Source organism: Variovorax sp. V35, from assembly GCF_041154465.1.
Classification (GTDB): Bacteria; Pseudomonadota; Gammaproteobacteria; order Burkholderiales; family Burkholderiaceae_C; genus Variovorax; species Variovorax boronicumulans.
Window position 1 is genome coordinate 5,543,603 of sequence record NZ_AP028666.1, and the last position, 14,792, is coordinate 5,558,394.

The 14,792-nt window shown below is 66.3% G+C and carries 16 protein-coding genes; all 16 read right to left on the reverse strand.

What is annotated here, in order from left to right; translation table 11 throughout:
* Nucleotides 1-8: 8 nt before the first annotated feature.
* The 16 genes from ACAM42_RS25480 to ACAM42_RS25555 all read right to left on the reverse strand — a co-directional run bounded on the left by ACAM42_RS25480 (nucleotide 9) and on the right by ACAM42_RS25555 (nucleotide 14,780).
* Nucleotides 9-188, reverse strand: a complete 180-nt coding sequence (locus ACAM42_RS25480; RefSeq protein WP_369629809.1) for a hypothetical protein — start codon at nucleotides 186-188, stop codon at nucleotides 9-11.
* Between the two features lie 215 nt (nucleotides 189-403).
* A complete protein-coding gene (locus tag ACAM42_RS25485) occupies nucleotides 404-1,753 on the reverse strand; it encodes a galactosyl transferase GMA12/MNN10 family protein (protein WP_369629810.1) in 1,350 nt (449 codons plus the stop codon).
* 31 nt (nucleotides 1,754-1,784) lie between these two features.
* Entirely contained in the window at nucleotides 1,785-2,852 is a 1,068-nt protein-coding gene (gene nagZ, locus ACAM42_RS25490) for a beta-N-acetylhexosaminidase (protein ID WP_369629811.1), read from the reverse strand.
* Nucleotides 2,853-2,896: 44 nt separating this feature from the next.
* Nucleotides 2,897-3,289, reverse strand: a complete 393-nt coding sequence (gene acpS, locus ACAM42_RS25495; protein WP_056572075.1) for a holo-ACP synthase — start codon at nucleotides 3,287-3,289, stop codon at nucleotides 2,897-2,899.
* On the reverse strand, nucleotides 3,286-4,053 hold the full coding sequence (locus tag ACAM42_RS25500) for a pyridoxine 5'-phosphate synthase (RefSeq protein WP_159275638.1): 768 nt from the start codon (nucleotides 4,051-4,053) through the stop codon (nucleotides 3,286-3,288). The genes acpS and ACAM42_RS25500 overlap by 4 nt, the downstream gene beginning before the upstream one ends.
* A complete protein-coding gene (gene recO / locus ACAM42_RS25505; protein WP_369629812.1) occupies nucleotides 4,050-4,823 on the reverse strand; it encodes a DNA repair protein RecO in 774 nt (257 codons plus the stop codon). Before recO ends, ACAM42_RS25500 begins: the two co-directional genes overlap by 4 nt.
* Before the next feature lies 1 nt (nucleotide 4,824).
* Complete coding sequence (era, locus tag ACAM42_RS25510; RefSeq protein WP_056572080.1) at nucleotides 4,825-5,790, reverse strand: GTPase Era; 966 nt, start codon at nucleotides 5,788-5,790, stop codon at nucleotides 4,825-4,827.
* 7 nt (nucleotides 5,791-5,797) lie between these two features.
* Nucleotides 5,798-6,484 (reverse strand): ribonuclease III, encoded by a 687-nt coding sequence (gene rnc, locus ACAM42_RS25515; protein ID WP_056572447.1) that lies wholly within the window; start codon nucleotides 6,482-6,484, stop codon nucleotides 5,798-5,800.
* A 20-nt stretch (nucleotides 6,485-6,504) separates the two neighbouring features.
* On the reverse strand, nucleotides 6,505-6,876 hold the full coding sequence (locus ACAM42_RS25520; protein ID WP_062475531.1) for a DUF4845 domain-containing protein: 372 nt from the start codon (nucleotides 6,874-6,876) through the stop codon (nucleotides 6,505-6,507).
* Between the two features lie 41 nt (nucleotides 6,877-6,917).
* Nucleotides 6,918-7,883 (reverse strand): signal peptidase I, encoded by a 966-nt coding sequence (lepB, locus tag ACAM42_RS25525; RefSeq protein ID WP_062475534.1) that lies wholly within the window; start codon nucleotides 7,881-7,883, stop codon nucleotides 6,918-6,920.
* An 11-nt stretch (nucleotides 7,884-7,894) separates the two neighbouring features.
* Nucleotides 7,895-9,706, reverse strand: coding sequence for a translation elongation factor 4 (gene lepA / locus ACAM42_RS25530; protein ID WP_070062248.1), 1,812 nt, complete (start codon nucleotides 9,704-9,706; stop codon nucleotides 7,895-7,897).
* Nucleotides 9,707-10,228: 522 nt separating this feature from the next.
* On the reverse strand, nucleotides 10,229-11,707 hold the full coding sequence (locus ACAM42_RS25535) for a DegQ family serine endoprotease (RefSeq protein WP_070062247.1): 1,479 nt from the start codon (nucleotides 11,705-11,707) through the stop codon (nucleotides 10,229-10,231).
* A 108-nt stretch (nucleotides 11,708-11,815) separates the two neighbouring features.
* Complete coding sequence (locus ACAM42_RS25540; protein ID WP_369629813.1) at nucleotides 11,816-12,883, reverse strand: MucB/RseB C-terminal domain-containing protein; 1,068 nt, start codon at nucleotides 12,881-12,883, stop codon at nucleotides 11,816-11,818.
* 38 nt (nucleotides 12,884-12,921) lie between these two features.
* Entirely contained in the window at nucleotides 12,922-13,596 is a 675-nt protein-coding gene (locus tag ACAM42_RS25545) for a sigma-E factor negative regulatory protein (RefSeq protein ID WP_369629814.1), read from the reverse strand.
* Nucleotides 13,597-13,613: 17 nt separating this feature from the next.
* On the reverse strand, nucleotides 13,614-14,288 hold the full coding sequence (gene rpoE / locus ACAM42_RS25550; RefSeq protein ID WP_235926394.1) for an RNA polymerase sigma factor RpoE: 675 nt from the start codon (nucleotides 14,286-14,288) through the stop codon (nucleotides 13,614-13,616).
* Between the two features lie 9 nt (nucleotides 14,289-14,297).
* Complete coding sequence (locus ACAM42_RS25555) at nucleotides 14,298-14,780, reverse strand: hypothetical protein (RefSeq protein ID WP_369629815.1); 483 nt, start codon at nucleotides 14,778-14,780, stop codon at nucleotides 14,298-14,300.
* Between the last annotated feature and the right edge of the window lie 12 nt (nucleotides 14,781-14,792).

The window sequence follows — 14,792 nt, forward strand, 5'->3', positions numbered from 1 at the left end:
AACGCTTGTCAGAGGGGGCGATACAGCACCACATTGTGCCCGTCGGTCTGTTCCTTGTAGCGCGTGTCGCGAATCGTCAGGTTGACCGGCAGCTTCTGGCCGCTGGAATGTCCGTTGAAAAGTCCGGCCCCATTGACCGCACTCACCACCTCGGCCAGACCGGGCCCGGCCCAGTTGTCATATCCCATTCCGGGGCGGAAACGATGAGATAGCGCGACCGGTAGTTGAGAAATTCCAGCAGGTCGCGGCCTTGCGCGTGGAGCATGTGCTCGATGACATCGCCCAGGATCACCACGTCGTAGAGATCGTTGCTGCGCTCATGGAGCTTGTCGGCCGTGATCGGAAGAATCTGGTGGTAGCGTGTGCTTCCCAGCTTGTGGCAATGCACCGGCGTCGTGCCTGCCTACCGGACCTGCTGCGACGCGGCGTCCATCGCAGCCATGTACACGGACCGATAAGGCTCGGCGAGGCTCACGAAATGCACGAGCAACGTGTCTTCGCTTGCAAGCAAGGGTGGCGTGTTGATGGTCAGGTTGTCGAGCACGCTGCGCTCGTCCAGGAGCGACGCCTGGCTCAACACCTCGTTGGTGTAGTACTGGTCGCCCATGCTGCTGTAGACGCCCGACTTGTCGGCCACCTCGCCGATCCGCGACCAGATCTGCGCCAGCAATTCGAGGTTGCGCGGCGTGTTGCGGAACCCCATCACGCCGGAATTGAAGAGCCACGCGCCCACATCCTTGGCCAGCAGCAGGTCACGCCCCTGCAGCAGGGGCTCGATCGGACGAGACTGGTTGAAGAAGAGCACATCGGCATCGACCCAGATCACCCAGTCGTGATCTGGCAGGTGCTGTTGCAGCAGCCAACTCCTGACCCAGGAGCCGTTGATGCCCGGTTCGATCTCGTGGGGAACCTCGCGATACACGTGATACGCGTAGCCGTGCACGTCGCAGTAGCGGCGCACGTTGTGCTCCGAGACCCGGGCATAGGTCTGCACGTGGTGGGTGTAAAGCGTCACAAACGCGATGCGTGCGCCGGGGTTGAGGCTGCTGAGAGGTTCGTCGCCAAGCGAGGGGTATTGGGGTGGCTGCAGTACGGGCCGACCGTGCATCAGCGCGCCGTTGACTTCGCGCACCAGCAAGGCCTGCAGGTTCACGTCGTGCAGGACCTCGTCGCGCCATCCACCGCCTGGCAACGGAACAGGCAATGGCGCCAGATTGACCACGAAGACCCGCGCGTTGTGCCACTGCGCAATGCGCCAGGACACGTTGAAGTAGACATCGGCCACGATGCCATTGCACGCCAGCAGTCCCGCTGGACGCAGCCGTGCTGTCTCGTCGAGCCGGTCAGACTCCAGTGCAACGACATGGCCCGAGTCCACGATCAGCTGGTGCAGCAACGCCCGATTGGCCGCCGTGTTGCGCACGACCAGCGTGTTGGTCATGGCCGGCCCCGGTCGACCGTCGGTTGGCGGCCCTTCCGCCGCGAGCAGGTCGAAGCCTTGCACCAAGGTGTCGATGGCCACGGGGTGAAAGATCACCGAATCGCCATCGAGAAAAAGCAGCCAGTCACCCTCGTCCAGCGTCCGCAAATGGCGAAGGATCTGGCTGTACTTGGCGCTGGCACGCAGCGCCGGATGGATCAGCTTGTCGCTCTCCAGCCATTGGTGAGGGTAGCCAAACAGGCGACAGTAGTGCGCATGGTTGCGCAGCACAGCCTCATCCATGCGCTGAAAAAGACTGAGGCACAGGGGCATGGCGGGCTCTGGATTGGCGGGACAGCAGCGCTCAGATGTCCACGATCCGCCTTGCGTCGCGGTATCCGCGCGAGGCGACCAGCGTCTGCCAGTCGGGTGCGGCGCCCGTCGGCAGCAGGGCCTGCCGGCGCGCTTCGCTGTTCGTGTCCGGCTGCCATCGGCCCGCGCGCACGGCAGCCTCGAATCCGTCGAGGAAGTCGTCCAGCAAACGCCCGTCTCCCACACTCTGGTTGCACAACAGCGCCAGATCGCATCCGGCTTCGAGCGCAGCCAGCGCCGCATCTGTATAGCTCAGCAGCTCGCCATCGATGTAGCGCCCCGCCTCCATGCTCAGGTCATCGCTGAACACGGCGCCGTCGAACGCGAAGCGCTGGCGCAGGATTGCCTTGAGCCATTTCGACGAGAAACCCGCCGGCCGCTTGTCGACCTTCGGGTAGATCACGTGCGCCGGCATCACGGCCGCAAGCGTGCCGCCCAGCCAGTCGTAGGGCCGCGCGTCGTCGGCCAGGATGGCCTTCAGGCTGCGCCGGTCGACCGGGATCTCGACGTGCGAATCGGCCTGCACGAAGCCATGCCCCGGAAAGTGCTTGCCGCAGTTGCGCATGCCCATCTGCAGCATGCCGTGCATCACGCTCTTGGCGAGCAGCGCGACCACGCGCGGGTCGCGGTGAAAGCTGCGGTCGCCGATCACGCTGCTGCCGCCGTAGTCCAGATCGAGCACCGGCGCGAAGCTGAAGTCGACACCGCAGGCGCGCAGCTCGCCGGCCAGCACCTGCCCGGCGGCGGTGGCGACCTGCGTGGCGCGCAAGGCATCGTGCATCCACAGCTCGCCCAGGCTGCGCATCGAGGGCAGCCGCGTGAAGCCGTCGGTGCGAAAGCGCTGCACCCGGCCGCCTTCGTGGTCGACGCAGATCAGCAGGTCGGGCCGGATCGCCTTGATCTCGGCGTTCAGCGCGGTCATCTGCGCGCGATCCTGCCAGTTGCGGGTGAAGTGGATCACGCCGCCCACGTGTGGGTTGGCGAGGCGCCGGCGGTCGGCGGCGGTGAGTTCGGTGCCAGCCACATCGATGAGGAGCGGCGCGTGGTTCAGGTCGGTCATGTCGGTCGATCGGTCGGCAAGGCGCAACGGCGCCGGAGATTCGTTCAGGCCTTTTCCACCACCACGAAGCTGGCGGCGTACTCGGTTTCGTCGGTGACGGTCACGTGCGCTGTCAGGCCCTGCGCCTCGAACCAGTCTTTCAGCTCGCCGTGCAGCACGATCACCGGCTTGCCGCTGCGCAGGTTGGCGATCTCGCACAGGCGCCAGCTCATCGGCATGCGCATGCCCAGGCCGATGGCCTTGCTGAAGGCTTCCTTGGCGGAAAAACGCGTGGCGAGGTAGCTCAGGCCGCGCTTGGGCCAGCGTGCGGCGCGGGCCTGCCAGATGGCGAACTCGGCGTCGCTCAGGACCCGGCGGGCGAAGCGCTCGCCCTGGCGCTCGAAGGTGGCCGCGATGCGGCGCACGTCGCAGATGTCGGTCCCGATGCCGTAGATCATGCGGCGTCGGCGATGCAGCGCAGGTAGTCGCGCGTGGTCGCGGCGTACCCGAGTTCGAGCGCATCGGCGACGAAGGCATGGCCGATCGACACCTCGTGCACGCCGCGCACCGCGCGCAGGAACGGCGTGAGGTTGTCGCGGCTCAGGTCGTGGCCGGCGTTGACGCCCAGGCCCGCCGCATGGGCGGCCTGCGCCGCGGCCACGTAGCGCGCGAGCACGGCGGCTTCCTGCGGCGTGCCGCGCGAGGCGGCGTAGCCCTCGGTGTAGAGCTCGACGCGGTCGGCGCCCACGGCCTTGACGGCGGCCATCATCTCGGGGATCGGGTCCATGAACAGGCTCACGCGCACGCCCAGCGCCTTGGCTTCAGCGATCAGCGGGCGCAGGCGCTCGGCGTCTTCCGGGAAGCTCCAGCCGTGGTCGCTGGTCGACTGGGTTTCGCTGTCGGGCACGAAGGTGGCCTGATGCGGCTTGAGTTCGCGCACGAAGTCCATCAGGTTGTGGAAGGGGTTGCCTTCGATGTTGAACTCGATGCCCGGCCAGTCCTTGGCGAGCAGTTCCGACAGGTCGCTCACGTCATGCGCGCGGATGTGGCGCGCGTCGGGGCGCGGGTGCACGGTGATGCCCTGCGCGCCCGCGGCCAGGCAGGCCTGGGCCGCGCCCACCACGCTCGGGATGCCCAGGTGGCGCGTGTTGCGCACCAAGGCGACCTTGTTGAGATTGACTGACAGGGCCGTGGTACCGGCATCGCCCGAAGAAGTGCTCATAGTGCTTGCAGATCTCTCATCATTTGCCGCGTGCGCAGCGTGGTCACGCCGCAATGGTAGTTGAGCAAGGCCCGCAGCTGGTTGCGCAGGGCACTGTTGCTGCCGGCGTTCATCGTCGCGACCTCGCGCAGGGTGGCGGTGAACGGGGTGCGGTCGTCGAGCACCTCTTGAAGCGCTCGCCAGTCGGCACCGGCCAGCGCGGCCTCGTCCTTGGCCGCCTGGCGCAGGCCGGCTTCGGGCACGAGGGTGTAGCGCGTGCGGGCCGCCAGCGGCTCCAGGGTGAGCGTCTGCACGTCGAGCGAGGGCAGCAGGCCGACCGAACGCAGCAGCAGCAACTCGAAGGCGCGCAGCGCGGCGGCCTGCGTCGCGGCCTGGGCGCCCGCATGGTCGCCGGCCAGCACCTGCACCACGCCGGCGTAGGCGTCGAACAGCGCCTCGTGCGCGTCGTCGCGCGCCAGCAGGCGCAGCAGCAGTTCGTTGACGTAGTAGCCCGAGAGCAGCGCCTCTCCCGTCGGCATGACGTGGCCGCCCATCCATTCGGCGCCTTTCAGCGTGCGGATCTCGGCGTCGCCGCCGTAGTTGAGCTGCAGCGGCTGCAGCGGCAGCAGCACCGGGCGGAAATTGGAACTCGGCCGCTTCGCCCCCTTGGCCACGAGCGCGATGCGCCCGTGGTGGCGGGTGAAGACCTCGAGGATCAGGCTCGACTCGCTCCAGTCGTAGCGATGGAGCACGTAAGCCGGTTCATGCGAAACGCGATGAGCGGCGGCCACTTCATTCGTAGCCGAACGAACGCACGCGAGCTTCGTCGTCGGCCCAGCCGGAGCGCACCTTCACCCACAGCTCGAGGAACACCTTGGCGTCGGCCAGCTTCTCGAGCTCGACGCGGGTTTCCATGCCGATGCGTTTGATGCGCTCGCCCTTGTCGCCGATCACCATGGCCTTGTGGCCGTCGCGCTCGACCACGATGGTGGCGGCGATGCGCAGCAGGCGCTTCTGGCCCTTCTTCTGGGGCGGCTCTTCCTCGAACTTGTCGATGATGACGGTCGAGGTGTAGGGCAGCTCGTCGCCCGTGAGGCGGAAGAGCTTTTCGCGCACCAGCTCGCCGGCGAGGAATTTCTCGCTGCGGTCGGTGAGCTCGTCCTCGTCGTAGAACCAGGGCTGCTCGGGCAGGTATTTTTCGCAGATGCCGAACAGGCGCTCGACGTCCTTCGCGTTCTTGGCCGACATCGGCACGAATTCGGCGAAGCTGTGCTTGGCCTGCATCGTCTGCAGCCAGGGCGCGATGTCGCCGCGGCGGTGCACGTTGTCCAGCTTGTTGGCCAGCAGCACCGTGGGGATGCCCTTGCCCAGCAGCTTGAGCACGCGCTCGTCGGCCGGCGTGAAACTGCCGGCCTCGACCACGAACAGGATCAGGTCGACGTCGCCGACCGCGCCCTGCACGGTCTTGTTGAGCGACTTGTTCAGCGCGTTGGCATGCAGGGTCTGGAAACCCGGCGTGTCGACGAACACGAACTGCGTGGCGCCCAGCGTGCGCATGCCGGTGATGCGGTGGCGCGTGGTCTGCGCCTTGCGCGAGGTGATGCTGATCTTCTGGCCGACCAGCGCATTGAGCAGCGTCGACTTGCCCACATTGGGCTTGCCGACGATGGCGATCAGGCCGCAGTGCTGCGGCCCGGTGGCAGGCGTGTCGCCTGCGGTGTCTTCGGGTCCCGCTGCGGGATTGGTTACATCGTTCATTCTGATTTCACGCGGCGCCGCGTGCCTTGAGCCGGATCAACATGGCGGCCGCGGCAGCTTGCTCGCCGGCGCGGCGCGAGCCGCCGATGCCGCGCTCGCGAAGGCCCAGCTCGGGCACCTCGCACTCGACATCGAAGGTCTGCTTGTGCGCTGCACCCAGCGTCGCTGCCACGCGGTACACCGGCAGCTTCATTTTGTGGCCCTGCAGCCATTCCTGCAATTCGGTCTTCGGGTCTTTCGCGGCGGCTTCCATGCGCGGATTGATCTCGACCGCCTCGTAGAGCCGGTGCACCAGCGCCTGCGCGGCGGCAAAGCCGGCGTCCAGGTAGACCGCGCCGATCAGCGCTTCGAGCGCGTCGGCCAGGATGGAGGGCCGGTTCGGGCCGCCCGAGCGGGCCTCGCCTTCGCCCAGGCGCAGCAGCGGCGACAGCGCCAGTCCCAGCGCGAGCCGGTGCAGCGTGTCCTGCTTGACCAGGTTGGCCCGCACGCGCGACAGGTCGCCCTCGGGCAGTTCCGAGAGACGGATGTACAGCAGGTGCGAGACGGCCAGGTTCAGCACCGAGTCGCCGAGAAACTCGAGGCGCTCGTTGTGGTCGGCCGAGAAACTGCGGTGCGTGAGCGCGAGCTGGAGCAGGCGCGGGTCCGAGAACGTGTACTGAAGGCGCGCCTGCAGCGCGACGAGGCTGCCGTCCACCTTCTTGTTCGACACCGCGGTCAGCGGGACGCGCCCTTGTATTTGAGCGTCAGGTAGGCCGGCCCGAACAGGGGGATCTCGCGTTCGTACGCATACGACACCACGACCTTGTCGCCCACCTTCTTGATCTCGAGGTCCCGGCCGCTGACCGACTTGAAGTCGTCGATGGCCTGGGCACGGTCGAAGATCGCGCGGATCTCGGGCACCGTGGCGCCTTCCTTGGCCTTGTTGGCGGCCTTGTCGATGGCCTGCCATTCGATCAGCGTCGGAATGACCTGCGCGACGACAACGCCCACGCAGCCCAGCACCGCCGCGACGAACACCAGGCCGATGAACGAGATGCCGCGCTGGTGCGCGGCACTGCCACGGACGGACCGACTGTTGGTTCTCATGCCCTCTTACCCCTCGAACAGTAACGTTGACTGTTGATTAATTATTGAAACGGACCGATGCGACCGAGATCGCCGAAGTTCATCCAGACGAAGAAGGCCCTGCCCACGATGTTCTTGTCCGGTACGAATCCCCAGAAACGGGAATCGGCCGAATTATCGCGGTTGTCGCCCATCATGAAATAGTTGCCTTCGGGCACCTTGCACACCACGCCCTCGACCGAGTAGCGGCAGTTCTCGCGGAATGGGAAGTCGCTGGCACCCGGCACGAAGGCGGGGGCGTTCTCGTCGTTGAGGATCTTGTGCTGCTTGCCGCCGAGGTCTTCGTCGAACTGCTTCAGGATGCGCATCGACTCGCCATCGAGGTAGTCGGCGATCGGGGCCTTGCCCACCGGCTGGCCGTTGATCGTGAGCTTCTTGTTCAGGTAGGCCACCTCGTCGCCCGGGATGCCGACCACGCGCTTGATGTAGTCCATGCTGGGCTTGGGCGGGTAGCGGAACACCACCACGTCGCCGCGCGCCAGCGGCGTGCCATCGGTGAGCTTGGTGTTGACGACCGGCAGGCGCAGGCCGTAGGTGAACTTGTTGACCAGGATCAGGTCGCCGGTCAGCAGCGTGGGCATCATCGAGCCCGAGGGAATCTTGAAGGGCTCGTACAGGAACGAGCGCAGCAGGAACACCACCAGGATCACCGGGAACAGGCCCGCGGTCCAGTCGAGCCACCAGGGCTGCATCAGCAGGCGCTCGCTGGCCTTGGCGTCGGTGGTGTCGACCTGGGTGATGCCCTGCCCCGCCAGCCGCGTGTTGCGTTCAGCGATGGAGCTCTCGAGCGTGGCGGCGGCGCGTTCGCGCTGCGGCAGGAAGTAGAAGCGCTCGGCCAGCCAGTAGACCCCGGTGACCACCGTGGCCACGAACAGCAGCAGCGCGAAGTTGCCTTCGAGCGCGCCGAAATACCAGGCGCCGACGTAGCTGGCGAACGCCGCGAGAACCAGGGTGGTGAGGTATGCCATGTTCGTGGTGATCAGTCTTCGACTTGCAGAATCGCGAGGAAGGCCTCTTGCGGGACTTCGACGGAACCGATCTGCTTCATTCTTTTCTTGCCCGCCTTCTGCTTCTCGAGCAGCTTCTTCTTGCGGGAGATGTCGCCGCCGTAGCACTTGGCGAGCACGTTCTTGCGAAGTGCCTTGATTGTCTCACGCGCAATGATCGTGACCCCGATGGCCGCCTGGATCGCCACGTCGTACATCTGGCGCGAAATGATCTCGCGCATCTTCGACACCACCGCCCGGCCGCGGTACTGCGACTGGCTGCGGTGCACGATGATCGACAGCGCATCGACCTTGTCGCCGTTGAGCAGGATGTCGACCTTCACCACGTCGGAGGCGCGGTACTCCTTGAACTCGTAGTCCATGGAGGCGTAGCCGCGGCTCACCGACTTCAGCTTGTCGAAGAAGTCGAGCACGATTTCGCCGAGCGGCATCTCGTAGGTCAGCATGACCTGGCGGCCGTGGTAGGCCATGTTCAGCTGCACGCCGCGCTTCTGGTTGGCCAGCGTCATGACGGAGCCGACGTATTCCTGCGGCATGTACAGGTGCACGGTGACGATGGGCTCGCGGATCTCCGCCATCTTGCCGACGTCGGGCATCTTGGACGGGTTCTCGACCATGATCACTTCGCCGTCGTTGCGCACCACCTGGTAGACCACGCTCGGCGCGGTCGTGATCAGGTCCTGGTCGAACTCGCGCTCCAGGCGCTCCTGCACGATCTCCATGTGCAGCAGGCCCAGGAAGCCGCAGCGGAAGCCGAAGCCCAGCGCCTGGCTCACTTCGGGTTCGTAGCGCAGCGACGAATCGTTGAGCTTGAGCTTCTCGAGCGCGTCGCGCAGCGAGTCGTACTCGCTGGCTTCGGTCGGGTACAGGCCCGCGAACACCTGCGGCTGGATCTCCTTGAAGCCGGGCAGCGCCTCGGTGGCCGTGGCGGCAGCACCGCCGGTGCCGGGCCGGATCAGCGTGACCGTGTCGCCGACCTTGGCCGCCTGCAGTTCCTTGATGCCCGCGATGATGTAGCCCACCTCGCCGGCCTCGAGCGACGCGCGCGCTTCGTTGGCGGGCGTGAAGACGCCGATGCTGTCGGCGTTGTACATGGCGCCCGAGGCCATCATCTTGATGCGCTCGCCCTTCACGAGGCGGCCGTCGACCACGCGCACCAGCATCACGACGCCGACGTACGGGTCGAACCAGCTGTCGATGATCATCGCGCGCAGCGGGCCGTCGGGATTGCCGCGCGGTGCGGGCATGCGCGCGACGATGGTCTCGAGGATGTCGTCGATGCCGACACCGGTTTTTGCGGAGCACGGAATCGCGTCGGTCGCGTCGATGCCGATCACGTCTTCGATTTCAGTGCGCGCGTTGTCGAGGTCTGCGTTCGGCAGATCGATCTTGTTGAGCACCGGGATCACTTCGACGCCGAGGTCGAGCGCGGTGTAGCAGTTGGCCACTGTCTGCGCTTCAACGCCTTGCGATGCGTCGACAACGAGCAATGCGCCTTCACATGCGGACAGCGAGCGGCTCACTTCGTACGAGAAGTCGACGTGGCCCGGCGTGTCGATCAGATTGAGGTTGTAGACCTGTCCGTCGCGTGCCTTGTAGTGCAGCGCGGCGGTCTGCGCCTTGATGGTTATCCCACGCTCTTTTTCAATGTCCATCGAGTCGAGCACCTGCGCTTCCATCTCGCGTTCCGCGAGGCCGCCGCAACGTTGGATCAAACGGTCTGCGAGCGTCGACTTGCCATGATCGATGTGCGCAATGATCGAAAAATTTCTGATGTGATTCATCAACGGGAACGCTTAAGTACTTGAATTGGCTCGGGCGCCGAGGGGCGGGGCCAAGAAAAAAGGGCGCGTCTTCTGGAGACGCGCCCTGAACCAACAAGCAATGGCAACTGCAGTAGTTGGAACTTCATTGTAGGCAAAAAGGGAAGCACGTACATCCGGGAACAGGGTCCAAAGGGCTCGTTGCAGGTCCACAACATCAAAGATACTCACAACTTATCAACAGGATCGGTGGAGCAGTAGCTGAACAACTTGTGGGCGATCTGTGGAGCACCGGTGGACGGCTGTGTGACATCTCGCATCGTGAAGGCCATCGCCCTCTTTATGCGCTGACTGGCCGCCAGGAGCTGTCTATTCTACCGAAATTCGTCCTTAGCCCTTTTGTAAGTTAGTGACCGCAAACAAATCTTGGCGTTTTCGAGGCCTCGGATTTTTTTAGAGGCCGGCGCCGAAGCGTCGTAAACACCTCGAAAAAATGGCCCCAAACCCGACTGCCGGGTGGGGCCACTTGACGCCGCCGCCGTATCAGCGTGCGGGTCGGATCAGGGCGTACTGCGCCCAGTCGCCCCGACGGTAGAGCACGCTGAGCGACTTGGCCTTGTCCGCCTTGGCGACCGCCGCCTCGAATTCGCGGGCATTCGCCACCTCGAGATTGCCCACCGCGAGGATGACGTCACCCTCGCGCAGGCCGGCCCGCGCCGCGGCGTCGTTGGCGGCATCGACCTTCACGCCGCCCTTCAGCTTGAGCTCTTTCTTCTGCGCATCGCTGAGGTCGCTGACCGCGAGGCCGAGCGACTTGAGGGCCGCGGAAGCAGACGGCTTCGCAGCCGGCTCGTCGCGGTCGGTTGCGCGTTTGGCGGGCTTGTCCGGCTCGATCTCGGCGATGGTCACGCTGAGGTCGCGCGAGCTGCCGCGGCGGAACACGGTCAGCGTGCTCTTGGTGCCCGGCTTGGTATTGCCCACGAGGCGCGGCAGGTCGCTCGGCTTCTCGATCGCCTTGCCGTCGAACTTGGTGATGACGTCGCCCGGCTCCACGCCGGCCTTCTCGCCCGGCGAACCGGCTTCGACGCCGCGCACCAGCGCGCCCTGCGCCTTGCCCAGGCCGATGGCTTCAGCCACGTCCTTGGTGACCTGGTCGATCTGCACGCCGATGCGCCCGCGCGAGACGCGCCCCGAGGTGCGCAGCTGCTCGCTGACGCGGATCGCCTCGTCGATCGGGATCGAGAACGAGATGCCCATGAAGCCGCCCGAACGCGAATAGATCTGGCTGTTGATACCCACCACTTCGCCGCGCATGTTGATCAGCGGGCCGCCCGAGTTGCCGGGGTTGATGGCCACGTCGGTCTGGATGAACGGCAGGTACTCGCCCGTGTCGCGCTGCTTGGCGCTCACGATGCCGGCCGTGACGGTGTTCTCCAGGCCGAAGGGCGAACCGATCGCCATCACCCACTCGCCCACGCGCAGCTTGGAGATGTCGCCCACCTTCACCGCGGGCAGGCCTGTGGCTTCGATCTTCACCACGGCCACGTCGGTGCGCTTGTCGGCACCGATGATCTTGGCCTTGAACTCGCGCTTGTCGGGCAGCGTGACCAGCACCTCGGAGGCGTCTTCCACCACGTGCGCGTTGGTCATGACGTAGCCGTCGCCCGTCAGGATGAAGCCCGAGCCCACGCCACGCGGACGCTCTTCTTCCTGCTGCGGACGGTTCGGGCGCGGCCCCTGGCGCGGCGTGCCCGGCAGCGGCTGACCGAAGAAGCGGCGGAAGAACTCCTGCATTTCCTCGTCCATCTCGCCGTTGCCGCCGCCGCGCTGCGCGACCTTCTCGACGGTGCGGATGTTGACCACGGACGGACCGACCTGGTCGACCAGGTCGGTGAAGTCGGGCAGCGTGCGCGTCTGCGCATGCACCGACTCGACCGGCAGGAAAGTGGCGCCGGCCGTCATTGCCAGCGCAAAGGCCAGCAGACCGGAACGAAGCTTGTGTCCCTCGACTTTGAACATCATCGGTTGTCTTTCCAAAAGAACAGAGCTGCAAATAACGACAGAGGCTATGAGTACCCGGCGCCGGCTTGGTTCAGCCCGAACGCCTGCACGGCGTCAGCGCATCGCCCGTCAGCGCGTGCGCGCGAGGCTCTGGGCAAAGGCATTGAGCGTCTGCTGCGGCACCTCGCCGACCGCGGTCAGCCACCAGTCGCTGGCCGGTGCGGGCAGTCGCCGGCGGATCGCGTTGGTGGCGCCGATGGTCAGCACGCCGTCGCCCGGCGTGCGCGTGGGATCGTAGCGTTCGATGAAGAGCGAGACCGTCGCCAGGCCATCGGAGAAGGTCCACTGGACGGTGGTCGCCTCGGGCTTGGGCGGCTTGCCGTCGCCGGAGGGCAGCGCGGGGCGCCGGAAGAAGCTTCGGGGCTTGAATCCGGCCACGGGTGTGCGCAGCATCCAGCCTTCGTCCTGCGCGGTGCTGCGCTCGAGTTCGAGCTTCTCGATGCGGTAGCCGCTCGTGTTGGCCATCATCTGCGCGAGCGCCTGCGCCTTCACGGGCGCATCGAGCTGCAGTTCGGAGAACGCCGACTGCTCGACCACGCGGGTGTCGCTGTCGACGGTCTGGAGCTTCACCACGAGGCCGGAGCGGCGCTCACTCCAGATGCGGTAGCCGAAGCGCAGGCCGTCCCGCGGTACCAGCTGCACCACGTCGGCGTCGAAGCCCGCGACGCGGTCCTTGCCGATGGCGCGCACGTCGTAGTAGTCGCCCACCGACGAATCGGGCTTGTCGGGCAGGTTGGGGAAGAGGTCGAGGTTCTCGCGCTTCTCGACCTTCACGACCTTCGCCTCGGGCAGGAAGGTCATCACGTTGCGGTTGCGCCGGAAGGTCGAGCGCGGCGGGCCCGACAGCGCTTCGATTCGCTCCAGCTGGTGATCGCCGTCGCGCACGTGCCAGATGCGCGCGCTCGACAGGTCCCCGCCCGGGGCCGACACCACGAAGGTGCCCACGTAGCTGCGCTGCCGCGCGCCCGCATGCATGCGCTGCAGCCACTCGGTCACGCCCATGGCCGGCGGTTCGTCGGTCTGCGCCGAGGGCACGCTCTTCGTGTTCGCCGCACCGTAGCGGGTCTGCGCGGTGGCCATCTGCCCCAGGCAAAGAACAGCAAACGCGAGCACCAGGGTGCGTGCGGAAATCGGCATGTGAACAACGGTCATTGCAGGCGGCGACGGGCGCGCAATCAGCGCGTGGGGCCCTCGAAGGTGGCGTTGCGCAGGAAGCCGGACGGCATTTGCGATGCGCCACCGGCCTGCTGGTGAGCTTCGAGCAGCTGGTCAAGGCGCGGATCGCGCAGCATGACCTGCGGATTGCCGCTGCCGACCAGCACGCGGGTCGGCGTCAGGGCGCCGTTGCTGGGCAACGCACTGCCACCGGCAGCCGCCGCCAGAACCGAGTTCGCCACGGGCTGCTGCGCCGCTGCCAGTTGTGCACCTCCGCTCGGCACCGCGGCACCGTTGCCGACCAGCGTCCAGCTGATGGCCGCCACGGCCATCAGCGACGCGGCACCGGCCACCAGCTTCCAGCGGAACACCGGCTCGTTGGCCGCCTCGGCGCGTTGCCGCACGGGTATCGCGGCCGGCACGGCGGCGAGCGGCGCCACGGCCGCGGGCGGAGCGATCACGACCGGCTCTTCGGCAAGCCGCTGCTGGAAACGCGCCAGGAAGGCCGAGGTGTCGCTGCAGCGCGAATGCGCCGACGAGCGCAGCACATCGCCCACCACGTGGTACGCGTGCCAAGCGTCGCGCGAGTCGTCTTCAGCGCAGACGGATTCGATCGCACGCGCGAACGCTTCGCCCTGCAAATGGCCGTCCGCGAGTGCGGACACCTGTTCCCGAACCGTCATCGTCTGATTCATGTCATTCACCTGCTGATCTACCAACGCTTGCCGGACTGGTTGTCCAGCAGCGGCTTGACCCTGGCCGAAATGGCCTCGCGCGCCCGGAAAATACGCGAACGCACCGTGCCGATCGGACAATCCATGACCTCGGCAATCTCTTCGTAACTCATCCCCTCGATCTCGCGCAGCGTGACCGCCTGGCGCAACTCGGTGGGGAGCGCTTCCATGGCAGCCTCGACGGCACTGGCGATTTCGTTCGCCGCCATGACCGATTCGGGGGTTTCATCGCTGGTTGGTTCGTTTCCAGGACGGTAAGTTTCATCTTCGTCATCCGAGGACGAACGCAGTGCGCTTTCGGAGACGGTCGGATCGCGCTTCATGTCCACCAGCGCCTTCTTGGCGGTGTTCACCGCGATCCGGTACAGCCAGGTGTAGAACTGCGCCTCGCCGCGGAACTGGTGCAGTGCGCGGTAGGCGCGAATGAAGGTTTCCTGGGCGATGTCCTCGATCAGGTCGACATCGCGCACCATGCGCCCGATCAGCCGTTCGATGCGGCGCTGGTACTTGATGACCAGCAGCTCGAACGCCTTCTGGTCGCCCGCGACGGTGCGCTGGACCAACTGGAAATCGACCTCACCCGGGCGCGGCGCCTGCGCCGCCTCATCGGGCAGCGCGGACTCCGGAGGCACGGGAGGCAAGGACGTGGTCATCGAAACGGGTCAGGGCGCATCGGCCGGAGCGGTCGCGCGCCAGGGGTCGCCGGCCACCTCGGCGACCGGGGGCCGTGCGTAGACCGCACGGCGCACGTCGCGCCAGCGTTCCGGCATGGCCCGCTGCTCGAGCCAGACCCAGCGCGCCGCGCGGCCGGGTTCGGCCAGGCGGATCAGCAGCAGCGACTGGAAATCGAGCGCCACCACGGCGCGCGCGGCGAGCACGCCGCGCGTCGGATCGGCACCGGTCAGCGACCAGTGCAATCCGTCGAAATGCAGCGTCGCCGCACCGTCCCGCCGCAGGCCAAAGCCTGCCGCGACACCAGAGAAGACGACGCTGAGGAGCAGCAGCAGCTGACGCCAGCCATTGCTATCGAACAGATAGCAGGCCGCGCCCGCGCAGCAAACGCCCAGAGTCCAAAGGGCCAGAAGAATCCGGGTCGCGCCGCGGGTGCGCCCCACCGGATAGGTCACCGACGGTGCGCTGTGCATGGGAGAGCGACG